The 22,737-nt window shown below is 68.2% G+C and carries 22 protein-coding genes and 3 pseudogenes; 14 read left to right on the plus strand and 11 right to left on the minus strand.

The window, feature by feature from the left end:
• Positions 1 to 357: 357 nt before the first annotated feature.
• The 4 genes from ACIQM3_RS07605 (at position 358) to ACIQM3_RS07620 (ending at position 2,548) form a co-directional block, all read left to right on the plus strand.
• Positions 358 to 858 carry a hypothetical protein gene (locus ACIQM3_RS07605; protein ID WP_401620214.1) on the plus strand — a complete coding sequence of 167 codons (501 nt, stop codon included), beginning with the start codon at positions 358 to 360 and terminating at the stop codon, positions 856 to 858.
• A 639-nt stretch (positions 859 to 1,497) separates the two neighbouring features.
• The gene (locus ACIQM3_RS07610) at positions 1,498 to 1,806 is read left to right on the plus strand and encodes a hypothetical protein (protein WP_401620216.1); all 309 of its coding nucleotides are present in this window, start codon (positions 1,498 to 1,500) and stop codon (positions 1,804 to 1,806) included.
• Positions 1,803 to 2,129 carry a DUF6221 family protein gene (locus ACIQM3_RS07615; protein WP_401620219.1) on the plus strand — a complete coding sequence of 109 codons (327 nt, stop codon included), beginning with the start codon at positions 1,803 to 1,805 and terminating at the stop codon, positions 2,127 to 2,129. Before ACIQM3_RS07610 ends, ACIQM3_RS07615 begins: the two co-directional genes overlap by 4 nt.
• On the plus strand, positions 2,126 to 2,548 hold the full coding sequence (locus ACIQM3_RS07620) for a DUF6221 family protein (protein WP_401620222.1): 423 nt from the start codon (positions 2,126 to 2,128) through the stop codon (positions 2,546 to 2,548). The genes ACIQM3_RS07615 and ACIQM3_RS07620 overlap by 4 nt, the downstream gene beginning before the upstream one ends.
• A gap of 899 nt (positions 2,549 to 3,447) precedes the next feature.
• On the opposite strand, the gene ACIQM3_RS07625 is transcribed toward ACIQM3_RS07620, so the two are convergent.
• From ACIQM3_RS07625 to ACIQM3_RS07640, 4 genes are all read right to left on the minus strand, one after another.
• Positions 3,448 to 3,930: a DedA family protein gene (locus tag ACIQM3_RS07625; RefSeq protein WP_401620225.1), complete on the minus strand. Its 483-nt coding sequence runs from the start codon at positions 3,928 to 3,930 to the stop codon at positions 3,448 to 3,450.
• A gap of 794 nt (positions 3,931 to 4,724) precedes the next feature.
• Positions 4,725 to 5,147: a tail fiber domain-containing protein gene (locus ACIQM3_RS07630; RefSeq protein WP_401620227.1), complete on the minus strand. Its 423-nt coding sequence runs from the start codon at positions 5,145 to 5,147 to the stop codon at positions 4,725 to 4,727.
• 32 nt (positions 5,148 to 5,179) lie between these two features.
• A complete protein-coding gene (locus tag ACIQM3_RS07635) occupies positions 5,180 to 5,494 on the minus strand; it encodes a hypothetical protein (protein ID WP_401620230.1) in 315 nt (104 codons plus the stop codon).
• Between the two features lie 361 nt (positions 5,495 to 5,855).
• Positions 5,856 to 6,194 carry a MerR family transcriptional regulator gene (locus ACIQM3_RS07640; RefSeq protein WP_401620232.1) on the minus strand — a complete coding sequence of 113 codons (339 nt, stop codon included), beginning with the start codon at positions 6,192 to 6,194 and terminating at the stop codon, positions 5,856 to 5,858.
• Between the two features lie 827 nt (positions 6,195 to 7,021).
• Between ACIQM3_RS07640 and ACIQM3_RS07645 the strand changes: the two genes are divergently transcribed.
• The 4 genes from ACIQM3_RS07645 to ACIQM3_RS07660 all read left to right on the plus strand — a co-directional run bounded on the left by ACIQM3_RS07645 (position 7,022) and on the right by ACIQM3_RS07660 (position 10,356).
• On the plus strand, positions 7,022 to 7,318 hold the full coding sequence (locus tag ACIQM3_RS07645; RefSeq protein WP_401620235.1) for a hypothetical protein: 297 nt from the start codon (positions 7,022 to 7,024) through the stop codon (positions 7,316 to 7,318).
• Between the two features lie 4 nt (positions 7,319 to 7,322).
• The gene (locus ACIQM3_RS07650; RefSeq protein WP_401620238.1) at positions 7,323 to 8,849 is read left to right on the plus strand and encodes a hypothetical protein; all 1,527 of its coding nucleotides are present in this window, start codon (positions 7,323 to 7,325) and stop codon (positions 8,847 to 8,849) included.
• Positions 8,850 to 9,266: 417 nt separating this feature from the next.
• The gene (locus tag ACIQM3_RS07655) at positions 9,267 to 9,605 is read left to right on the plus strand and encodes a transposase (RefSeq protein WP_401620241.1); all 339 of its coding nucleotides are present in this window, start codon (positions 9,267 to 9,269) and stop codon (positions 9,603 to 9,605) included.
• A gap of 352 nt (positions 9,606 to 9,957) precedes the next feature.
• A complete protein-coding gene (locus tag ACIQM3_RS07660) occupies positions 9,958 to 10,356 on the plus strand; it encodes a hypothetical protein (RefSeq protein ID WP_401620244.1) in 399 nt (132 codons plus the stop codon).
• 105 nt (positions 10,357 to 10,461) lie between these two features.
• Here the strand turns inward: ACIQM3_RS07660 and ACIQM3_RS07665 are convergent.
• From ACIQM3_RS07665 to ACIQM3_RS07680, 4 genes and pseudogenes are all read right to left on the minus strand, one after another.
• Positions 10,462 to 10,692: pseudogene (locus ACIQM3_RS07665) on the minus strand (MarR family transcriptional regulator); the annotation flags it as partial.
• 297 nt (positions 10,693 to 10,989) lie between these two features.
• Positions 10,990 to 11,709, minus strand: a complete 720-nt coding sequence (locus ACIQM3_RS07670) for an NADPH-dependent F420 reductase (RefSeq protein WP_401622329.1) — start codon at positions 11,707 to 11,709, stop codon at positions 10,990 to 10,992.
• Between the two features lie 17 nt (positions 11,710 to 11,726).
• A complete protein-coding gene (locus ACIQM3_RS07675; RefSeq protein ID WP_401620247.1) occupies positions 11,727 to 12,662 on the minus strand; it encodes an SDR family oxidoreductase in 936 nt (311 codons plus the stop codon).
• 52 nt (positions 12,663 to 12,714) lie between these two features.
• The gene (locus ACIQM3_RS07680; RefSeq protein WP_401620250.1) at positions 12,715 to 13,320 is read right to left on the minus strand and encodes an NADPH-dependent F420 reductase; all 606 of its coding nucleotides are present in this window, start codon (positions 13,318 to 13,320) and stop codon (positions 12,715 to 12,717) included.
• A gap of 265 nt (positions 13,321 to 13,585) precedes the next feature.
• Between ACIQM3_RS07680 and ACIQM3_RS07685 the strand changes: the two genes are divergently transcribed.
• Both ACIQM3_RS07685 and ACIQM3_RS07690 read left to right on the plus strand, forming a co-directional pair.
• Positions 13,586 to 14,494 (plus strand): LysR family transcriptional regulator, encoded by a 909-nt coding sequence (locus ACIQM3_RS07685; RefSeq protein ID WP_401620253.1) that lies wholly within the window; start codon positions 13,586 to 13,588, stop codon positions 14,492 to 14,494.
• A gap of 610 nt (positions 14,495 to 15,104) precedes the next feature.
• Positions 15,105 to 15,458 carry a hypothetical protein gene (locus tag ACIQM3_RS07690; protein WP_401620255.1) on the plus strand — a complete coding sequence of 118 codons (354 nt, stop codon included), beginning with the start codon at positions 15,105 to 15,107 and terminating at the stop codon, positions 15,456 to 15,458.
• Here ACIQM3_RS07690 and ACIQM3_RS07695 read toward each other — a convergent pair.
• Positions 15,436 to 15,639 (minus strand): annotated as a pseudogene (locus ACIQM3_RS07695) (hypothetical protein); the annotation flags it as partial. The gene ACIQM3_RS07690 and the pseudogene ACIQM3_RS07695 sit on opposite strands and share 23 nt — an antisense overlap.
• A 594-nt stretch (positions 15,640 to 16,233) precedes the next feature.
• Between ACIQM3_RS07695 and ACIQM3_RS07700 the strand changes: the two are divergent.
• Positions 16,234 to 16,389: pseudogene (locus ACIQM3_RS07700) on the plus strand (helix-turn-helix domain-containing protein); the annotation flags it as partial.
• A gap of 258 nt (positions 16,390 to 16,647) precedes the next feature.
• Here ACIQM3_RS07700 and ACIQM3_RS07705 read toward each other — a convergent pair.
• Positions 16,648 to 17,589, minus strand: a complete 942-nt coding sequence (locus tag ACIQM3_RS07705) for an aminoglycoside phosphotransferase family protein (protein WP_401620258.1) — start codon at positions 17,587 to 17,589, stop codon at positions 16,648 to 16,650.
• Positions 17,590 to 17,666: 77 nt separating this feature from the next.
• On the opposite strand from ACIQM3_RS07705, the gene ACIQM3_RS07710 reads away from it, so the two are divergent.
• Positions 17,667 to 17,834: a hypothetical protein gene (locus ACIQM3_RS07710; protein WP_401620261.1), complete on the plus strand. Its 168-nt coding sequence runs from the start codon at positions 17,667 to 17,669 to the stop codon at positions 17,832 to 17,834.
• A 385-nt stretch (positions 17,835 to 18,219) separates the two neighbouring features.
• On the opposite strand, the gene ACIQM3_RS07715 is transcribed toward ACIQM3_RS07710, so the two are convergent.
• Complete coding sequence (locus ACIQM3_RS07715; RefSeq protein ID WP_401620264.1) at positions 18,220 to 18,435, minus strand: DUF6243 family protein; 216 nt, start codon at positions 18,433 to 18,435, stop codon at positions 18,220 to 18,222.
• 496 nt (positions 18,436 to 18,931) lie between these two features.
• Between ACIQM3_RS07715 and ACIQM3_RS07720 the strand changes: the two genes are divergently transcribed.
• Both ACIQM3_RS07720 and ACIQM3_RS07725 read left to right on the plus strand, forming a co-directional pair.
• A complete protein-coding gene (locus ACIQM3_RS07720; protein ID WP_401620267.1) occupies positions 18,932 to 21,520 on the plus strand; it encodes a glycoside hydrolase family 9 protein in 2,589 nt (862 codons plus the stop codon).
• Between the two features lie 263 nt (positions 21,521 to 21,783).
• The gene (locus tag ACIQM3_RS07725; protein ID WP_401620270.1) at positions 21,784 to 22,686 is read left to right on the plus strand and encodes a LysR family transcriptional regulator; all 903 of its coding nucleotides are present in this window, start codon (positions 21,784 to 21,786) and stop codon (positions 22,684 to 22,686) included.
• Positions 22,687 to 22,737: the final 51 nt, after the last annotated feature.

Genomic DNA, 22,737 nt, shown 5'->3' on the forward strand with positions numbered 1-22,737 from the left:
GGGAGACCGGCAAGCCGTCCGGTCCACGCCAGCGCCAACGCGGCAATTACCACGCAGAGCACAGCCATCGATACCGACGACGGCGCAGCCCCCGCCCGGTCGGCTTCACGTCTGCCCAGCAGTTGCGCCATCTCGACCCCCGACATGCCGCACTGCTCACGCACGCCGCGCTCCAGCATCCGCGAGTATTTCGACACCACCCTAACGCGCTCTGCTGAACGCGTTCAATGACGAACCGGGCACGTGTACCCGCACGCTCGGCGGAGAACCCACCGATCAACTCCGGCACTCGTACGCCGTTACTTGCCTTTCATCCTCAGGGTCCGGGAGTCTGTGTCGTCAAGGTCGTGCCATTGGATGGGACAAGTCGTGCTGATCGCGTCTGTCAGGTACCCGGCACAGTGTTCGGGCTGCGGCTCGGAGCTGGAGTGCGTCGGCGTTCAGGCAGTGGTTGGGCAAAGCCTTGAATGGGACATCGGCTACCACTGCTCCGGCTGCGGTGACGCTTCGTACGAGTGCGGGCCAGAAGGAAGCTCCGTTCCGGACGACCTGCGCCGGCGCCTTCTGGCCGAGCACGGCGAGGCGCGGCTCATACTCTGTGATTCTCTCGCCAGTCCGATCCTCGTAATGAAGGTTCTTCGCGCCGAACTTGGCGGAGATCTGGCACAGACGAAGAGGACGCTCCAGCAGATCCGGGCCGGCATGTTCGCAGGAACGATGCCCGAGATGACTCTTCTCGCCCATCGGCTGCGTGCCGCTGGTGTCGAGGCTGAGGTCGAGTGTCCGCAACAGCCTGACGAGGCCCCAGCAGGTCGGCCTGTGGCTGAACTCGAGGTCCGAACGGTCCGTCGCGCTTGATCACTCGGCCTGGTGACTGACGTACCCGTAGGCGGCCTTCGGCTGAGCCTGTGATCCGACCAATGAACACATGCTCAGCACGAGACTGCCTTTCGCCAGGCATCTTCGATATCTCGAAGGCAGGTGGCGACTCCGCCAGCCGCGGTGAGGGACAAGACTCAGGCCTCGATGGACGGCGCTTCGACCTGCTGGTCGCCGCGCCGCCTCATGCGACTCCACACATGAGCGCGACTGTGTCGTCGAGATGGCAGAACAGGCCGGGGAGTTCGGCGAACTGCTTCGTTGTCTTGCCACGACCGGCTGACGTATCGGCAGGTCTCGGAAATCCATAGCCTCCGCCCGCAGTCGGGGATGGATACGCAGGTCAGCCACTCGTAAGTGTCATCGTCGGCGTTGTCATGCACGGCTGGTTCCTCGGCGGTGGTACGAGAGTAAGTAGTGTCTGAGCCAATTATGTGCAGGAGTGACATTCGGTACCGATATGCGGGGACTCGACCAAGCCCGCCTGAGCTCTCAGAGCGGGTCGGGGGGCGTCGCACACTGAAGTTGCTCACCATGCAGCACAACGGCCACTCTTGTGGCCAGAGGTAACGCGGCCGTGACAGTCGAAGAAGATGACCGACCAATTAGGAGTCCTGCATGATCGAGACCGACCACCTCAACCGGGTCGCCCGCGAAGGGCTGGGCTACTTGCGGGGTGACCTGCAGGACGCCCGCCGGAGCGCTATCGGGGACCAGTGCGCCATCCAGTGCGACCACATCAAGGAGCGCAGCAAGGCGCTCACGCCACTCGTTGGGCCAACCCCATCGGACGAAATCCAGATTCCGCTACTGGAGGACGGCGTCTACCGGCGGATCCACGCCGACCTAGGCGTCGAGGTCACCGTCGGCATGGAGCGGGTCAGCCATGTGCAGGCCGGGCTCAACCCCTCAAGGACCTCCGCATGACCGCCGACCTGGTGGCTTTTGTCCGGGCACGTTTCAACGAGGAGCTGGAGAAAGCCCGCTTCGCCAGCAACGTGGTGGTCACACAGCCCGAACGCTTCGGCGTCGAACCCGAGGACGCCGCCAAGCACGCCCGCTTCTCCGTCGCCGCCGCTGAAGCGCACCTCGCGTTGCTTGACGACACCGTGGTGCCGTACCTGGGAACCTCGGGGCCGGTCGGCCGGAATGCCGAATTTCAGCTTCGGCTGCTTGCCGCGCCCTACGTCGAGCACCGAGACTACCCGCACGACAAGGAACCCACCGACCGGCCCGGGAGCCCTACATGACCGCCGATCTGGTGGCCTTCCTCCAAGCCCGTCTCGACGAGCAGGAGGCAGCTGCTGTTGCCGTCGGCGGCACGGGTGAGGGTTGGCAGGCATTGGGGACGGGCGTCTACTCCGCGGCCTCTCTGGACGACGACGTCCCACCTCTGGTCACTGCCGGCCCGGAGGTCGGCGGGTCCGACGAGGACGCCGCCCGCGCCGAACACATCGCCCTGCACGACCCGGCACAGGTGTTGCGTGAGGTCGAGGCGGCGCGGGGCCTGCTGAAGCAGTACACGGCACCCGAGACGGGTGAAGGGCTTCCGGACACGTTCAATCGCTACGGGGCCAGCATGCAACGCATGGCAGTCGACATGGCAGTGCGACACCTCGCGCAGGCGCACGCCGGCCACCCGGACTATCAGCCCGAGTGGCGCCCATAGGCACACGCGCCGCGCTGGGAGCTGCAGTCTGACTGTCGCATGCGGATTCAGTCGACTTCGATCTGGCGGAACCCGCTGGCCAATCGGTGATGGCGGTCCAGGTCAGGAGCGTCTCAGACGGCCGCGTAATGACCGTTCGGGAAGCGGTGTCGGTGCTGGATCCGGGGCCCACTATCGCGCTCAGACACATTTTTGACTGAATCCCGCATCTGTTTGATGAGCGCTGGATCTGTCGAGCTGTGCATTCGAGTTGGCAGGTGGAGCGGCGGAGCCGAGTAGTGATCAGGCCGACTTGAGGCAACCGCGTGCGTATGGGCATCTGCGTGATCATGTGATGTGGTGTTCGCGACTCACGCGCTACACACGCGGCAAGAGCGGGGACGGAACGAAGGGGGCGTGCGCTATGTCGAGCAGGCGAGACACTCCAGCAGCGATCTCCGGTGCCCGACAGCTGCCGGTCCTTGCGTTGACCCGAGAGTCGGGCCGCGCCCGACAGTGGCTGGACGCCGGGGAATGGCGCCCGGACGCGGAAGACACCGATGCGGCAGCGAAGGTCCTGGCCCGCCTGGTCGCCCCACTGCCCGCCCGCGGGGCCGGCAGTGCACGGGCGCGGACCGTGGATCGCGACCGGCGACTCCAACGGATCTGGCGCACTGCGGTTCACCACCTTGACGCAGGCGCGGTCAGTCCGCTGGCCGCATCCCTCTTGGCCGCTGTCACCCGCGCTCTCCTACCATGGTACGCAGCCCCGAATCCCCCGGCCGCTGGCCTTTCCCGTCGCAGGGTGTACGTACTGCAACGCCGCGCAGGACCTCGCCGACCTGTCCGGTCCACTGCACCTGATACCCGACGCTCTGGCTTCCCGCACCGCTGCAGAGGGACCAACCACTGGGACGGGTTCACGAATTTTCAGCCGCGGTGGCGCCGGAGGTCAGGGTCGCCCTTCTTCTGCGGTACACCACTACCCCGCACGCCGCGAAGAGGGTGACGGCCACGGCGGATACCCCGAGGGCCGTCCGCTCGGCGAAGAGCCTTCCCAGCACTTCGAGGACGCCGAGCCCCGCAGTCGCGTAGATGAGCGCCCAGGCGGCTCCGCCCAGGAGCAGGGCAGGGAGGTAACGCGGCAGGGGCATGCGCATGCTGCCCGCGAGGAAGTTGGCGGCGGTCTGGAAACCGACTGTCAGGAAGGAGGCGGCCACTACCGGTGCGCCCCACCGCTGGATGGCCCGCTCGGCGCGCCGGAATTTCGCCGAAGAGATTCTCTTGGCGAAGCTGCTGCGCCGGGTACCAGCGCCGGCGAGCCATCCGACGGCGAACGTCCCTCCGGCGCGAAGCAGGACGATCACATACAAGGTTCCGGCTGTGAGCGCGATCTCATCCACGATGCCTCGTCTCGGCCGCTGTGCGGGGACTCACGCCCCTCATTACCCACGTGGGCGGCTTCGCCCCGCCGGGTGCGTGTCGCTCACGTGCCCGGTTATCGCTTCTCACCTGCGCCCTGCCTCTGCCTGTTTTGTCCGCCAGGTTCCCGTCGTGGCACTGGAACCGGAACTCGTACTCCCGGAGCGCCATACTAGGCAAGGTCAGCCTAACCGAACGTGCATACGGTAAATGTAGGGCACCTGGTTGCCCCAGAATCGGCAGGTGCCGGAGGTCGACGTCCTCCGGCACCATTGCAGCGGGGTGTTCTCCCCCACGAGCCGTAGACGACCGATGCTGTCGTGGCAGCCCAGCAGCAGGGCTTGGGGCGCCGCAGGGACCCGTCCCGCCGGCGATGAGCGTTTCGGTGGAATCTCTGCGACCGGGCCTTCGACCACCCACGCACGCCTGGCCGGTACCGGCCCGTCAGGAGTCTTGCCCCTACGCCCTCGAAGCGGGGACGTCGGTCCACTCACGCAGCCACTCCCCCGCGACCGCAGGGCTCGTGGTCGACGGGCACAGCGTCCACGGCGGCGCAAACCAGTATGAGGTGGACAGCGCCTCCAAAGCCTCGCGGCGGCGCACGGACGGCTAATCCAGCAGCTCCTGTCCGTCGCTCCGCAGAACACGTCGAACGCAGTGAAATGGGCGGGGAGCTCCACCCCCAGGCCTTGGCGTTGCGGCCAGCGGTCGCGCAGCGCTGCAAGGCAGTGAAGCTGAGGTGGCACCACCTAGTAGCGGTGGGCACGCAGGACACTTACGCCCGATCTGCGGCGTTCTCGGATTTCGTGTGCGCAGGTGCGCGGTTCGGCTGTGCTTTTCGTGAACTCTCGGCTCGGAGTGCCGCGACTTCGCCCCGTAGTTCGGTCAATTCCCGGTGCAGTGCCTGGATGGCGACAATGGCCACTCCGTTGGCATCAGTGCAGCAGATCGTCCGGTCATTCTCACCGACCCCGAACGCTTTCCACCAGTCCTGCGCCATGGGGCCCAGGTGGCGTACGTGTGGCGGGTCCCAGTGATACCGCCACGTGCTGACCGGAAGCTGCACCACCTGCTCCAGTACCCGGTAACCGTTGACCGGATCGCCAGCGCGCACCGCGCCGGACACTGCATCGGAAGCCAGACCGGCCGCAGAAACACCCCGCCTCAGGCGCATCCTGACCAGGGTCTGCATCAGCATCCCGGCCAACGAATCTTTCCACCGCCGGCAACTCATCGCTCCCAGACCACCGCGGTGACCTCGGTCTTCAGCTCACGATCAGAAAAGAGCAGACTGCCCCCACCGCCGCGGTTCTCAGGGCTGCTCACCGGCAGCTGGACCAGACCACTGCCCACCCCGCTGCTGTATGTCGTCACGCCGACCGCCGTGACCTCACGCTCCGTATTGATCATCACGGTGTCGTAAGCGGCGTTACCGGCCGCGAGAATGTTCGTGCTCGCCACGGCCGGAACGCTCAACGCACCCGTCCCGGCAGCCGCCGTGGCTGTCAGCACCAGCAGACGGCTGGCAACGCGCTTCGTGGACATCAAGCATCCTTCCGGACGGGACGCCGAGTGCGTCCGCGACACCCCTAACGGCCTATCGCCCCAAAAGGCACGTAGTTTTCAGGCCCCTTCCGATTCCGCGCCCGACGCACCCCGTCCAGCCTGGAGTCACACCCTGGGCAGATGAGCGCGTTGACAGTCATCCATCGCCCATCTCCCACCGGCGGAGAGGAAGGCGGCGCCGGCAACCGGGGCGTTCGCGTGCGCCGACCGGAAACCCCCGCGTTGGGCCGGCACGGTCTACGGCCTCCCGAATTCGCGCTCTGGCTCAGGGACGCGCCAGCCTCCACGGGGCACACGGAGGCCCCGGCCGCTCAGTGGTCAAGGCTGTTGAAGATCTTCGTCAGACCGTACCGGGTGGACCTGGTGGTTCGTCGGCGCGGCGGTGTTCGGCGTTGATGCGCTGGGCTTCCTCGAGTTGGTCCTCGAGAATGACGATGCGGCAGGCAGCCTCGATCGGGGTCCCGTGGTCGACGAGTTCCCGGGCCCGGGCGGCGATGCGAAGCTGGTAGCGGGAGTAGCGGCGGTGGCCACCCGCGGAGCGCAGCGGGGTGATCAGGCGGGCTTCGCCGATGGCGCGGAGGAAGCCTTGGGTGGTGTTGAGCATTTCGGCGGCCCGGCCCATCGTGTAGGCGGGATAGTCGTCGTCGTCGAGACGGCCGAAGGTGTCGTCTGCGGGCATTGCACCTCTCTGTGGAACGCGCTGGAGGGGCCCTGGTGCCTTATGGCACCAGGGCCCCGAAGGAACTGCTACACCATCTGCCGACCCTGGAACTGCGTCGGCCTACTGTGTCCGCTGACCCGACGGGAATCCTGTCGGGGAAGCGGGGATCGCGGTTGCTTGACCGGAGACCACCTCACTATCGATGTCCTGCGGTACCCGGGCTCAAGATTTCCACCCGGGCGATCCTGATGGCGCCTGGCTCCTCCGTTCTTCCCTCTGATGATCAACTGCGTACTGCTGGTCATACTCCGTGGCCTGTTGTAGCACCGCCTTCAACAGCCAGCCCCGTCGCCTGTCCTGCATCCGCTCTGGCTTGGAACCCCGCTGCCGAACTTCCCGGTACGTGCGTCCGCAGCCGACGCCTTTACCGAGGTGCTGCTCAGTGACTTTGCTGCTGGGTACTGCGTCCTGCTCTTACGGATACTGCTCACGGCGGCCCCTGATCACTGCGTGCCACCCGGTCCGGTCGCCAGTCCCGTCGCCGTCCTGCAACAACCCTGGCTTCGAAACTCCGCCACCGTGCCGTCCTGCCAACTGCAACTACTGATACCGCCGCCTGGCAGTTCGTCCCTGCCAGGCCCTGCTGACTTCCTGGGCTACGAGAGAAACCATAGCTACGCCACAGCCCAATGTCTACTCTGACCAACATAGCTTTTCGTGTGTTCGGTAATGAGGAAACCGGCATCGGACAGTGATGCCGCAGCGTTTGCCGGGGCACAGCCAGGCAGAAGCACCATCCAGGCAGAACCCGGTATGACGATGCAGAGACCAGGTGTCCTGACCTGATGGGCACGGTGAGCGTCACCGTTGCATTCGCCCGCCCCGCGACGTCCGTCGCCGACGCACGCGACAGCGCCCGGACCTTCCTCGAGCGTCTCGTACGTCCGATCGCAGCCGAGGCCGCCGACAGCGTGATCCTCTTCGTCTCGGAGGTCGTCACCAACGTGTTGCGCCACAGTTGGTGGGCGCATGATGAGCAAGGCCCTCGCCACGTGCTCCGAAGCCCTGCGGACGGAGCCGCCGCAAGCGCCGCCGCGGCGCCGGTCGGGCGGTTCGGTTCGGCAGGCGAGGTGGCAGGATGACACGGTGTTCGACTCTCTGCGTGAACTATGGCTGCGCGGCATCGCCTTCAATCCGGCGGCGCCCTCCGACGTGCTGGTAGGCCTGCTGGATCGAGCGGCAGGTGAGACCGGCCGGCTGATGTGCGAGGGTCGTGACCTGCCCCACGCCGTCATCGACGCCGCCCTGCGCCACCCGGCCGAAGTCATCCGCCGCGCGCTCGCCCGCAACCAGTACGTCGACCCGGCGCGACTCGCCCCCTTGGCGACGGACCCGTCGGGGCTCGTCCGCGCATCCCTGGCCAGCGGCCCCCGTCACTACCCTCGATGGGTCCGACCGCTGCCGGACGACATCCTCGTGACACTCTTGACCGCGCTGGACGGAGGCGAGGACGGCAAGGTCACGGAGAACGAGATCATCGGAGAGCTCGAATCGTCCCGGCAGATCCCTCTGTCTTTCTTCCGTCGCATGGCCGACCACGAGCACCCCGAACTCCGGATACGGGCCACCTGGAGGTGGGAGTCGCTCACCCCGGCGCAGCGGGCGGGGCTGCTCGTCGATCCAGACCCCGCGGTCCGTGCAGCTGCGCAGGACAGGAACTGGGTGCTGGACCCGGAACGGGTGGAGGCCGAGCTGCCGTCCATGCGCCCGAGCAGCAGGCCGTTCGTTCTCGGCAGGTGCGCTCTGTCGCCCGCGCTCGTCGAGCAGTGCTTCGCGGACGACACGGTGCACCCCCTGGCCTGGAACCCCCACACTCCGGCCGACGCCGTCGCCCGGCTCGCCCGGCATCCTGAGGCGAAGGTCCGCAAGATGGTCGCCACCCGGCCCGACCTGGGGCCGGATCTGGCCGCTGAGTTGAGGATGGACCCGGACGAGGACGTGCGGACGCGCGCACGCCTCCACTCCTTCTCACGCACCTGGACCGAGTACGAGATGATCCACAGGATCACCGACCACGGCCCTGACTGCACCTGCCCGATCACCGAGCCGCTTGCCGAGTCGAACACTGAGCCGGACGTCGGGCCGTCGCCCGACTGGTTCGCCGCCTGTGCGGTGTCCGAGGAACCGATACTCCGCCGGATTGCGGCGAGTTGGCCGGGCTTGTCGGCGGAACTCGTCAAAACGCTCGCGCAGGACGACGACGAGGACGTGAGGATCCGGCTGGCCTGCCACCACCCGCTGGCTCCACCGCACCTCCTCCTGGACGTCTTCGTCACCCGCCCAGCCCACCGTCCGCACCTGCTCACCCTGCCCGCCTTCCCTCCCAAAGGCCGGGCTCACCTCATCGGCCACCCGGATCCTGAGGTACGGGCCCTTGCCGCAGCCGACCCCGCCTTGCCCGACCCTCCAGTGGACGACCTCAACGACGCGGTGCGCCGGGCGGCAGCCACCAACCCGAGCCTGGCACCGGACGCCCTGGAGGCCCTCCTCACCGACCCCCGCACAGCCGAGGGCGCGGCGGCCAATCCGACTCTCCCTGTTCCACGCTTGCACGCGCTCCTGGAGAGCTGCCTGAACGGCGCCGCCACGCCGCCGGGGACCGTCCGGAGCTGACAGACGACACCCACGCAGCGATCACAGACACGGCGGCCTCCCTGGACCATTGACTGACGTCGATACGCCAGATACGGAGCCACTCATACCGTTCAACTCCCTGAAGCTCGACGGCAACGGGCGTATCTTCGACCAGCCGGTGGCCTGGGACCCGGAGCAGTGGCCCCCACACACAGCACAACCACCCGTACCCCGGCCACCCACGTGGCCGGGGCAGTGCTGTTCAATCACAAGAGGCTCATCCGCGCCAGACGTGCCGACCGCGCGTCTGTCGCACGTCCATCGCACCGGTCCGACCCGGCGCCGAAACCTCGTATAGCACCACGGCGATCAACGCCCACGTTTCACAAGGTCACCTATGACCATGGCCTGGTCAGGGAGTTCCACGACCGGCCGCGCACCGAGGTCCGCGAGAGGGTGGGCCGGGATGCGGGGCCCACCGCCGGGGTGATCGACTCGCAGTCGGTCAAGGCGGACGCCGTCGTCGTCGCCGACAGCCGCGGCTACGACGGTGGCAAGCGCATCAACGGGCGCAAGCGGCACGTCGTGGTCGACACCCTGGGCCCGCTGCTGGGCGTGATGGTCACCAGCGCCGAAATCGGCGATCGCAACGCCGCGCAGGTCCTTCTGGCGCGGGTGGCCACCTCGCAACGCCTCTTCCACCACCTGATGAGCAGCCGCCCTCCGGCCCGCGACTACGAGTGCCGCACCGCCAGTGCCGAGGCGATGGCCTACTGGCTGACGACATGGCCATGACCCGGCGCCTGGCCCGGCCACACCGCGGGCAGCGTGAACGGATCAGGCGCCTGCTCGGCCAGCCAGCCGCTCCGCCTTCGACCGCAGCGCCTCCACCCGCGCAGCCACCACGCACGTCCGCGACTACATCCACTCCTACGTCGCCGACCACCTTGGCACCGACGGTGGCGTGTTGATCGTGGACGATACGGCTTTGTGAAGAAGGGCCCCGCCTCTGCCACCGAAGCGGACTCCCGACATCTCGTTCACCCCCGATGAACTCGGCTTTCGCGACCCGCCGCAACAGCATGGCCGGACGCGGTGCCACTCAGCAGAGTGGGTCTCTCCATGCACAACAGTCCTAGGGGAAAACTTGCAGAAGAACTTCAAGACGCTCGCCGTGGCCGCCAGCGGTCTTGCTCTGGCACTCGGCGGTTCGACAGTGGCTGTCGCCGCTCCGCAGGGCGACGTGAGCGCCCAGGTCAGCTGCTACGACGGGGCCTCGTCCTTCTCGAAGGCGTCCGGCCGGAGCACGACGAGCGTGTTCAAGACGTCGACCAGGTGCAACGACATCAATCTCAAGATGGGCTCCGGCGGACGTTACGTGCAGGTGTGCTTCAAGCTCAGCAACGGCTCCTTCGACTGCCAGAGCAACTACAAGTGGGCCCCTTCGGGCTCCTGGAAGGTGATCGCCACCGACGTTCGCGACTCCCAGCAGTTCGTGTTCTTCTTCCAGACCACCGGCTCCGCGTCGGGCTCATACGCCGCCTGACCGCAACTACCGCACTGACTCGGCGGTACGAAAGGGGTGGGCCCGCCGGTGGACAGTCGGCGGGCCCGCTTCGTGTTCGTGCCGAAGGCGGCGAACCAGCGCTGGTCACTTCTTCGGGCTCACCGCACGCAGCAAGGACGCCCCCGCCGGGGTGAGGGTGTGCAGCACGGTGGGGCCATTCCGGATGGTGGTGATGAGGCCTGCGTCACGGAGCACCGTGGCATGTCTGCTGGCGGAGGATGCCGAGAATCCGGCGGCACGGGCGATCTCGCCGGTCGTGGCACCAGTGGACGCGGCGCGCAGGGCGACCGCTCGGGCGCGCCCGAGCAGGGCTACATGTCCGAGTGTTCGTTCATCGTGGACGACAGCGACATCCGCGAAACCTTCGGACTCAGGTCTTCCCGAGCCGCGATGTTCCAGGTCAGCCTCCACGGTCTTGGTGTGGCCGGTGTAATCACGCCTCGGAGTCTGAGCGGCCGTACTTGCGGGCGTCCGGTCCGCGAGAACGGCTGGACGTGGCACGTCTCGGCGGATCCGGACGGCAACCAGTTCTGTGTCATGGCCCGCCCGATGCCTACCGGACGGGGCTATAACACGGCCGGACCGGGTACCGCGGCCCGCCCCAACTCACGGTTACCGCGTTGCGGTGGCCAGCGCCGCACGGATGGCGTCCTCGCCGACCGGTCGGCCCTTCTCGTTCGAGAACGGCCCGTACGGGGTCCCCCACACCGGCGTGCCCGTCGCCTGGCGCCAGCTGTCGGCCAGCGGTCCCGCGTCCACCACGCTGTACCCGATGGATTCGATGAATTCGGTCACCGCCGCCTTCGCGGGCGCGGAGTCCCCGGCGATCGGCAGGTAGGAACGGTCGGCCGTCTCCGCCGGGCGGGCGAGGGACAGCAGGTGCTTGAAGAAGATGTTGTTGAATGCCTTCACGAGCATGGCGTCCGGGATGTACCGCCGCAGCAGCTCGCTCGAGGTGAGCGACTTGCTGTCGAGCTCGAGGATGTGCCCGTCACGCTCAGGGCCGTAGTTGCACGTGTCGATGACCGTCTTCCCGGCCAGTGGCGCGGCGGGCAACTTGGGGAAGGCGTCGACCGGCACCGTGACCACGACGATGTCACCGGCCGCCGCGGCCTCCCCGCTCGTCGCCGCGGAAGCCCGCGGCCCCAGTTCCGCGAGAGCGTCCGCGAGCGTTTCCGGACCGCGCGAGCTACTGAGCACGACATGGTGCCCGGCCTCGACGGCAAGCCGCGCGACGGTACTGCCGATGTTGCCGCTTCCGATGAATCCCACAGTCGTCATATTTCGTCTCTCCAGAAGAGCCGTACCCTCGTCACTTGCCGAACTTTTTATAATTCGGGTTCCTGCCGTCAGTTGGCGGAGAAGTAATGGCCGTTGTCCAAATCGGCGAGCAGGCTGGGCTGAGCGGGTTCCCAGCCAAGGGTCCGGCGGGTGATGAGATTGGACGCCGGGTAGTTCTGCGTGACTATGTTCGCGAGGAACCCGAAGTATCCCGGCACCATCAGTACGTCCGCGGGAACGCTCACGGCGGGCAGGCCCAGACGGCTGCCGATGGCCTCGGCGATCTCGCGGAGCGGGATGGCCCCGTCCCCAACCGCGTGCCAGTATTTGCCAGCCGGCCCCTCCTCCAGCGCCAAGCGGAACAAGGAGGCGACATCTCGGACGTGCACCGCGTTCCACAGGTTCGCGCCGTCTCCGGGGTAGCCGACAAAGCCCTTCTCCTTCGCGAGCGCGATCAGTTGCACGAGGAAGCCGGCCCGATCGGTCGTGCTGTGCGCGATGTTGGCAATCCGCACGACCGAAGATCGCACTCCTCGCTCGGCGAGGCCGATTACGGCGGCTTCCACGACGTTACGAACCCGCAGGGTGCCCCTGTATTCCTCGCCGCCGGGAAGGGCCGGGTCCTCCTCGGTGACCGGCCGGCCCAGGCTCCCGGGCGAGCCGATGCTCCCCGCCGCGACCAGCGGCTTTCCGGTTTCCGCGAGTGCCTCGCCGTACGCGAGCATGATCGGGAGCTCCGCGGCGGCCACGGCGTCGATCCCGCCGGACGGAAGCAGGTCCTGCCTGTGCGCGACATGGATGACGCCGTCGGAATCCGAGGCCGCCTCCTTGAGCCCGTCGAGATCCTCGAGGCCGCCGCGACGTACCTTCGCGCCGAGCGCGGACACCGCCGCCGCGGCCGCGTCCGACCGGGCCAGGCCGGTGACCTCGTGTCCGGCGGCGATGAGCTCGGCAATGATGTACGAACCGGAATGGCCGGTCCCGCCGGTGACGAAAACGCGCATGCTACTGGTCCTTGTGATTGATGTGGCGCGAGAAGTGGTCGTGCGGGCACGCTCAGGCAGAAGTGTTGACGCCGAGGGTGAAGTCGAAGCTCCCCGCGCCAAAGCGGCCCAGACCGATCATCACCAGGCCCGTTCCCTCCAGCCAGCGCGCCATTTCCAGGGAGCCGGTGTCCATTGGCCGCAGCCCGAGGCTTTCGATGAATGCCGACACAGTCGCCTTGGCCTCGGTGTCATCGCCGGCGATGAGCACGTCCAGCGGGTTGCCCTGTGCCAGCATGTGACCGAAAACGGTGTTGAACGCCTTCACGACGTGCGCGCCGGCGGGGGCGACCTTGACGATCTCCTGCGCGCCGGAACTGCCTTCGGGGGTGACAAGGCCCTTGAAATCGGGAGTGACGGGGTTGGTGATGTCGATGATGATCTTGCCATGCAGTGCGTCCCCGTACTCGCCGACCACCGCCGCCGCGCTTGCGTACGGCACGGCGAGGATGACGATGTCCCCGGCCGGGGCGGTGCCGGCCGTCCCGGCAGTGGCGTCGCCGAGTGCGGCGGCCAACTCCTTGGCCTTGGCCGGGTCGCGGCCGATGATCTCGACGGCGTTGCGGCCGGCCAGGGCACCGGCCATGTTCCCCAAGCCGATAATGCTGACGCTGCTCATTGGTGTGGCTGCTTTCTGGATCTGGACAGGACACCAACCCCACCCCGTCGTTATTGACGATTGCGTCGTCGACGTCGTCGAATGACGCGATGGGCCTGGCTCAATTCGCGATGTGCCCACTCTGGTTACGGGCCCTGCTGTCTTGTGCCGAATTCACTCCGGCCCCATCGGGTACCTGTTCAGGATGCCTTTGGCGTGAGTGGGTGTCCAAGACCTCTTTCAGCTGTTGCGATACCCTGAAGGCATCGCCGGACCGGGAGGCTCCATGGATCTGGACCTGCGCAAGTTGCGCTACTTCGTCGCCGTCGCAGACAGACTCCACTTCGGCCGCGCCGCCGATGAGCTGCACATCGCGCAGCCCGTGCTCAGCCGGCAGATCCGCGCGCTGGAACAGGACCTCGGCACCCCGCTGCTGACAAGGGACAGCCACGGCGTGGCGCTGACCGACGCCGGCAGGCAGCTGCTGACCGACGCCGGTCCTCTGCTGGCCTCCGCGCACGCGGTCCGCCGCCGGGTGACCGTGGCCGCGCGGGGCAGCCGGCGAATAACGGTCGGCTTCCGGGCGGGCATCGCGGTCGCCCCGGCGATACGGCTGTTCGCCGCCCGGCACCCTGACGTTCTGGTGGACGTGCAGCGGATCGAATGGGACGACCAGGCCCCGATGCTGCTCGACGGCCGCATCGACGTCGGTTATGTGCGGCTGCCCATGGCCGAGGCCGGCCTGCGCGTCGCCCCGCTGTACGCCGAGCCGCGGGTGGCGGTGCTGCCGACCGGCCACAAACTGGCCGGCCGAGAGCAGATCACCGAGGCCGACCTGACCGGCGAGCCACTGGTCTGGCATATGGACACGAGCACGCAGCCCACCAGGCGGCCGCACCCCAACGCCGGGTACCTGGTGCGCGGGGTGGACGAGACGCTCGAGCATGTCGCGGCCGGCCGGGGCATCTCGTTCCTGGCCCGTTCGGCGACCGTGTTCTACTCACATCCGAACATCAGCTACGTGCCCGTCCCGGATCTGGCGTCCGACCAGGTGTGCCTCGCGATGGCGGCATCGCACACCTCGCCGGTGGTCGATGACTTCTTCACCGCGGCTCAGACGGCGGCCGAGATCACGGCAGAATGTGGGAACTATGAGATGTGGCAGCTGGGAGGCGATGCCGTTTCAATGAAATGATCTCAGAGAAAGCGAGTCGGACACCCGGTTTTCAACCACGCGAGAGGCGTGTTCCGGAAAGGCTCGCGTTCAGTCCGGATGTGCCCGGAGAGGGGCACCCTGTCGAAGTTCCGAAGTTGAAGGGCGCTTGGCGCACGTCATGTCCGGCCCGCCGACCCACACACTCACGCCGCCGAACTCCGCCAGGAAGCTTGTAGCAGCCTCGTGCATGCGCACTTCGCCGCTTTCCTCCAGTCGCTCGCGCCGCAGCTCAACGGATGCGTGCCGTCAGGGAAACCACCCGGCCGCACGCAGCATCTACTCGGCCTCCGCAGCGAATCCCGTCACCACACCGGCTCCCCGCAGGGCGGCGCCGTCGCGTCCACCCGTGCCACACCACTGACATCGGGCGGGTGCGGTGCCCGAGATCCGGACAATCCGAGCGGCACTTCCGGCGGCGGGCCAGGGCCCGCGAATCGGCCGACGGCCTGCGACGGAGCCGGGAGAAAGTATTCGTGGACAGCTCGGCGAATCCCCGTGGTTGAGCGGGAGGCTGGAAGGCCTGATCCGCCCGCACCGTGGTGCAGGCCCAGGCGCTGTCCGGCGGAACACTGCGCCGTAGCCTCAAGTCATGCACCGCACTCTGACCGAGCACGCCCGGTGTCTCTACGGAGATGAGTACCGATCCACACCGGAGTGCCAACTCGAGCACCAAGAGCGTTACTTCGTCGAGGAGCTGACTTTCGCCGACGCTGAATCGATCCTCGCCATGCTCCATCAGCTCAGCCCGCATGTGGTCGATGGCCACCTGCCCGTCTGGATCCGGAACCTGGCCTATCGGCTGGTGCTCCTGCTACGACCGGATGAGCCGGCACTGCTGCGTGAGGCTGCGGAGAGTTTGTGGATGCATGGCCCGGACTGGGACGACATCGCAGCTGACATGGTGAGGCGAGCCGATGCCCTCAGTCCCGGCGAAGCGGGCTGATCACGACGCGAGCCAGAGGGCGTATCGATGCAACAGCGACGGTTCCGTGGAAGATGTAGGCCCTCTTGTCGTAAGGGGTGCCGACCGCACGGGAGTTCTTGAGCCGGTTGATGGTCGACTCGACTCCAGCCATGAATGCCCTGCCACTGGCCGAACCGGTGATCCGCCTTCGGGCGCCCTGGGCGAAGGACCATCTGCCACCGCACTCGTCACGGATCCGCTTCTGCAACGCCCTTCAGAGCCAGGCCTCCAGTCCCTCCTGTCGCAGCGCGAGCACCGTGCGAGCCGGGATGGTCGAACACCACGCCCGGGCGGCGGGCATCCCAGGCAGGCCGACCCGGGTCTCCCGTGGTGGAGAAGGCGCCCCAGGTCCGGTGCATGGCACGGGCGAGCGGCTGAGGGGCGTCAGGCCCGCTGAGCGCCTCGTCGTGGCGGAGGTTGTCGAAGGCGCATCCGATCTCCGGCGCGTGGCACGCGCCCAGTTCCAGGACGGGCGAGCGTCACGCGAACTCGTACATCAACGTCCGGGCCGGCCGGGAGTCGGCGAGGCGGTTGAGAGGACCTCGCAGCAGCAGGCCCCCCGACGGCCTGGCCGGCATCGTCGCGCTGCCCGGCCCGGCCCTCGCCGCCGGCTCCGCGCACGTTCCGGGACCCAATTCGGTCCTGGCGGCCGTCGTCCCCGCGGTGACGGGGCGTGCGTCTCAGCCCGGCCTGCACCAGGCTCGGCGAGAGCACCGATGCCCTGCGCCTGGCGACGCCCGACCGCATGGATCTCATGGAGACGCTCACCGCGTGGCTGGACTCGGAAACGGGGTCGACGTCCGAGATCGCGGAGATTCTGTACTGCCACCGCAATACGGGGCGCAACCGCCTCGACCGCGTCTCCTGCCTCACCGGACGCTCTCTGCTCAGGCCTACGGACGTCGCTGCCCTCTATGCAGCGCAGGCAAGCCAGAGCGTTCCGATCAGCGGCACGAGCGGCAGGAGGAGGATCGCTACCGCCGGCGACATGGTGGACTCTCCCTGCAGACCGGCGGTCTGGGTCCGCGGAGTGCCGCGCAGATCACAGACAGTGCGGCAGCGTCCGCATGTCCCCCAAGATCCTCTGCGTGGACAGCGTAACCACGGTCGGCTGTACGCGCGATGCTCACGTCATCGAAGTCAGCGGTCCTGGAGCCCACCGGAAGGGTCACGAGCCCGAGCGCGGCGCCGTGAGCAACTCCGCCATGCGGTCCGCGAATTCGGTGAGCCGGTCCAAGCGTGGCCCGCCGCGCGCCACACGGAATCTATGACGGCGCGCCCAGAAGGCAGCCTGGACGGCGTGGAACTGGGCCCACCGCCGAGTGCGCTCGCGGTCGAGTTCCGCGGCCTCGGTGAAGACGTCCAAGGTGCGTTGGAGAGCTCGGCGCAGGTCGTCCCGTCCCAGGAGCGTCAGTGCGCGTGACTTCAGCAGCGTGCCGCCGTCGTACGCCGGGTCTCCCGCGTACCCTTTCGGGTCGACTGCCAGCCATGGCCCGCGGTCGGCGCGCAGGATGTTTCTGGCGTGGAGGTCCCCGTGGATGAGGGCGTCCGGCTGAATTCGACCCAGCTCGCGGATGGTCGCCAAGGCGGCGTCCACCGCATAAGGCGACAGTGCGTGCGTCAGCTCGTCGGCGTCCGTGCGCATCTGCTCCTCCCAGGTGTCGGCCTGCTCCCGCAGCCGGGGCAGGCCGGCCGGCGCGGGGACGGCCAGCCGGTGGCTGATCCGCCCTGCTACCGTCACTACCTCCTCGGCGTCTTCGACCTCGGCCAGCGTTGACGCCTGGGCACGTTCGAGCAGCATCGCGAACCGCTCATCGTCGCGCTCGTGCAACAGAACGGCTCCACGCCCACCCCACGCCGACAGAGCATCTGGCTCATGGACATTGCCGGGATGCGGAAACGACACCTTGAAAACAGCGGTGTCCCCGGTTCTCCGCCGCACCGGGACGACGACTCCGACCCCGCCGTGCATGACCTCCCCGTCGGGCACGCACCCCCAGAGCTCCAGCAGCTCATCCACGATTCCGGGCAGCTCGGAGAGCCACGCCGCTCCGCGTTCCCCTTCGCGCTCGATGGTGCCGCGCGCGAAAGCCTCTGGTGTCTCGAACATCCGGGAACTTTACGCACCAGCCCCGGGCGGCCGCCAGGAGCCCGAGCCGGTCCCGCGAGGCAAGCCACGATGCCGACATGAAGAAACGCTCTACAGCTGGAGCACCGGAGCGTGTGCCGAAAGTGGATCCGGCGGCCCGTCGGCTGTTCGGCGAGGCCCGGCACGTAACGGTGTACCGGCACTTCCGCGCCAAGGAGGACCTCGTCCTGGTGGACCAGCTTGCGCTGCTCAGGCCACGGCATTGACCGGCGACGGGGACGAATCGGCGGTCGACGAACAATTCCTGTTCACTCTTACGCACGCCGGGTGCGGCGACGACTGTGCTCAGGCGGACCCGCCGATCATGTCGCCGACGGCGGCGGTGTGCGCCGCAGCCACCGCACAGGGCAGGCCTTAGCCGCGGTGTCGGCCCGGGCCGGGTAGGGGGAACGCGCTGAGCTCCTGGAACAGCTCGGGGCGGTGCGGTGACGGGGCTGCCGAACGTCCGGCCGCCCCGGGTGGTCAGCTGAGAAGCGGGTGGTCGGCCGAGAGGTGAGCCGGGCCAGGCGCCCGGTGCGGCAGCAGGGCCCGGGCCGCGCGTCGCGGTCCGGGCCCTGCTGCCGTGCGGTGCCGCCCTGCGGCGGCGGTGCGTCAGCTCTGTGCGGTGGCGTCGTCCGCCTGCCCGGCGCCCTCGGCTGCGCGTGCCTTCTCGCGCATCTTGCGTACCAGCTCCGCCTTCTGGTCGGCTGCACCCTGGCGGTCGAGGTTGCGGTGCGGACCGTTGTTCTGCCGTTCGGCGCGGGACAGCCTCTTGCGCTTGCCGCCGCCCATGCCCACGGGGTTGTTGATGTTCTTGCTCACGGTCACGGGTTCTCCCGGTAGTGATGTGAAGTGATCTACGGATTCATCGGTGGGGGACGGGCGGCAACGTCGAAAGACGTCAGCAGGGGCCCATCACGCGCTCACTCGTAAATCGGCGTCTGGAAGAACATGACAAAGACGTTACCCGGTTCCGGCGGCCCCGCACACCACCCTTCCGGTTCCCCGGCGTCGGCCGGGCTTTCAGCGAGCGCCCGGGGGCAGCGTCCCGGACGTCTTGCGCGGGGCAGGGAGACGTGGGGTGTTGAGCCTCACAGGCCGGGGCGGCCCTCTTCGGCCTTGACGCCGTCTTCTCACGACCTAGAGCTGTCATGACCCTGGCGGAACGGACGATCTCCCCCCACAATGCGATGGGAGCGCTCCCATTCAGCCACTCCCCCACGCTCACCACCTCTGTCGACGAAAGGCCTTCCCGGTGAATGCCTCACCACTCTCCGCACGGCCCGTGCGCATACGTCCCCGGTACGGGAGACGCGTGTTCGGGATGTCAGCCACCGCCTTACTGTTCGCGGCGGCACTGGCGGTGCCCGGCACCTCCGGTGCCCTGGCAGCCGAACCCGGCCCCGAACAGATCACCAACGGCGACTTCGCCGCCGGTACCGCCCCCTGGTGGTGGACGGCGAACGCGCCGGCGGCCGTCTCGGACGGCCGACTGTGCGCGGAGGTGCCCGCCGGCACGGCCAACGCATGGGACGTCATCGTCGGCCAGAACGATGTTCCGATCGTCGCGGGCGAGAGCTACGAGCTGTCCTACACGGCCAGTTCGACCGTCCCGCTGACCGTCCAGACCCGGGTCCAGGAGGCGGTGGAGCCGTACACCACAGTGCTCGGCACCGCGGACCCGGTGGGTACGGAGGTCACACAGGTGACTCGTACGTTCACGGCTTCTGCGGACCTGCCCGCCGCGTCGGTGCAGCTGCAGATCGGCAGCGGCGAGCGGGCGACGGACTTCTGTCTGGACGACGTATCGCTGCGGGGCGGGGCCGAACCGCCCGTGTACGTACCGGACACCGGCTCGCCCGTACGCGTCAACCAGGTCGGGTACCTGCCCCACGGTCCTAAGAGCGGCACCGTGGTCACCGACGCCGACGCGCCGCTGACCTGGACGGTGAAGGCCGAGGACGGGTCGACGGCCGCCACCGGCACGACCGTTCCGAAGGGCGAGGACACCAGCTCGCGCCAGCGGGTCCACACCTTCGACTTCGGCGGCCTCACCACAGCGGGCGACGGCTACACCGTGGAGGTCGACGGCGAGGTGAGCGAGCCGTTCTCCATCCGCGGTGACCTGTACGACGGACTGCGCTCCGACGCGCTGGCGTACTTCTACCACAACCGCAGCGGCACCCCGATCGAGGCGGACCTCGTCGGCGAGGAGTACGCGCGCCCGGCCGGCCACATCGGTGTCGCGCCCAACAAGGGCGACACCGACGTCCCCTGCCGGACGGGGGAATGCGACTACCGGCTGGACGTGTCCGGCGGCTGGTACGACGCGGGCGACCACGGCAAGTACGTGGTCAACGGCGGTATCTCGGTGGCCCAGCTGATGTCCACGTACGAGCGCACCCTGACCGCCCCGAACGCCGAGTCGGCAGAGCTCGGCGACGGTGAGCTGCGGGTGCCCGAACGTGACAACGGGGTGCCGGACATCCTCGACGAGGCGCGCTGGGAGATGGACTTCCTGATCAAGATGCAGGTCCCGGCCGGCGAGCCGCTGGCCGGGATGGCGCACCACAAGATGCATGACGCCGAGTGGACCGGGCTGCCGATGAAGCCGCATCTCGATCCCCAGCAGCGTGAGTTGCATCCGCCGTCGACTGCGGCCACGCTGAATCTCGCAGCCTCGGCCGCCCAGTGCGCCCGGCTCTACGCCCCCTTCGACCAGGACTTCGCGGACCGCTGCCTGCGGGCCGCAGAGACCGCCTGGGCCGCGGCGGAACAACACCCGGACGTGCTCGCCGATCCGAACGACGGCATCGGCGGCGGCGCGTACAGCGACAACGACGTCTCGGACGAGTTCTACTGGGCGGCCGCCGAGCTGTTCACCACGACGGGCAAGGACACCTACCGCCAGGCGGTGCTCTCCTCCGACCTGCACGGTGACACGGACGCGGTCTTCCCGGCAGGCGGCGGCATCTCGTGGGGATCCACCGGAGGGCTGGGCGTGCTCACCCTGGCCACCGTGCCGAACGGTCTGACGTCGGCGCAGCTCGGCGAGGTCCGCTCGGTGGTCACCGCGGCCGCCGACCGCTACGCCGAGCAGTCCCGCGCGCAGGTGTACGGACTTCCGTACGCCCCCAAGGGCAAGAACTACATCTGGGGATCCAACAGTCAGGTCCTGAACAACATGACCGTGCTGGCCACGGCCCATGACCTGACCGGTGACGCCGTCTACCAGAACGCCGTCCTGCGGGGCGCCGACTACCTCCTCGGTCGCAACCCCCTCAACCAGTCGTACGTCACCGGCTACGGCGAGCGGGATTCCCGGAACCAGCACCACCGGTTCTGGGCGCATCAGAACGACCCCGCTCTGCCGCACCCGGCACCCGGTTCCGTAGCGGGCGGGCCCAACCTGACCGCGGGAGCATCCGGCGATCCGGTGGCGGCGGAGAAGCTGAGCGGCTGCGCCCCGGCCATGTGCTACATCGACGACATCGGCTCCTGGGCGACCAACGAGATCACCATCAACTGGAACGCGCCGCTGGCCTTCATCGCCTCCTACCTGGACGACGTGGGCGACGGGCAGGCCGACCTGGCCCGTACCTGCAAGGTCGCCTACTCCTCACACCCGTGGAACAGCGGCTCGACGGTGACGGTCCGCGTCGAGAACACGGGTTCGGAACCTGTCTCGCCCTGGTCGCTGACCTGGCTGTTCTCCGGCGAGCAGCGCTTGAGCCACACGTGGAGCGCGGAGTTCGACCAGTCCGGCCGGACGGTCAGCGCCAGGCCGCTCTCGTGGAACCGGGCCCTGGCCCCGGGCGCATCGGTCGACTTCGGCTTCAACACCTCGGCCGCGGGCCCGGCGCCGGATCCGGGGTCGTTCAAGTTGAACGGCAGGGCCTGCACGTCGGGCTGATCGCGAAACAGGTGCGTACGAGCCCGGGTGCGGCGGCCCTTCGCGGGATGCCGCTCCCGGGTGGTTACGGTTACTGGGCGCGGTCCTGCGTCGCGGCACTGTTCAAGGCGGCTGCATCGTGCCCGAGTTGATGCCCGGAGTCGCCCTGTCGCGCTGGACCACTACGGTCGATGCGGCCTATGGTCGGCCGGCGCCAGGCTCTGAAAGCAGTCGACGGCTGGGCGGCGGAGGGCACATTCCGGCACTGGTGGGGAGGGAGGGCGGTGGAGCGGCACGAGATCGAGATCTTCCTGGCTCTGGCCGAGGAGTTGCACTTCGCGCGGACGGCTCAGCGTCTGCGCATCTCGCCCGGCCGGGTCAGCCAGACGATCAAGGCGCTGGAGCGGCGCATCGGCGGCGCGTTGTTCGAGCGCAGCAGCCGTCATGTCGCCCTGACACCGGTCGGACGGCAGCTCTGTGCCGACCTGGCGCCCGCGTACCGGCGGATGCAGCAGGCCATAGCCCATGCGATGGCAGCGAGCGAGGAGGTCAGCGGTGCCTTGCGCGTCGGCTTCACCGCCCCGTGGTCCGGGAGGCTCCTCGTGCAGGCTGCGGATGCCTTCTCGCGCCGCTATCCGCGCTGTGCCGTGGAGCTGCAGGGCGCGACGTACAACGCCGTATTCGACGCTCTGCGGGAGAAGGAAGTCGACCTGGTGATCGCGGAACCGCCGGTCGAGGGGCCGGGCGTCACGGTGGGCCCGGTGGTGTTCAGTGAGCCCCGCGCCCTCCTGGTGCCCGCCTCTCACTCTCTCGCCGCACGGGAGACGGTGTCGCTTGAGGACTTCGCCCATCTGCCGCTGATCACGGCAACCGGTGTGTCCCAGGCGTGGCGCGAGGCGCACTTCCCGCGCCGCACACCCCAGGGCCGGTGTATCGAGCACGGCCCGGCCGCAGCCGACTGGGAGGGCGTGCTCTCCCTGGTCGGCGCCGGCCGGGGCGCTACGATAGCCAGCCTCAGAGCGGAGCAGTACCACGGCCGGCCCGACATCGTGTACGTCCCTCTCAGTGATGCACCGCCCATCGACTACGCGTTGATGTGGCGCGACGGGGGTATGGCGCCCGGGCTGCGGGCTTTCGTACAGACCGTCGTCGAGCTCGCTCCGCAGCCCTTGGGTCCGCCGTCCTGACATCCCGCTCCCACCGCTCGCCACTGGCCGGGCCGCCTTCGGAGCGACCGC

It is taken from the genome of Streptomyces sp. NPDC091271 (assembly GCF_044757505.1).
In the GTDB taxonomy this organism is placed as follows: domain Bacteria; phylum Actinomycetota; class Actinomycetes; order Streptomycetales; family Streptomycetaceae; genus Streptomyces.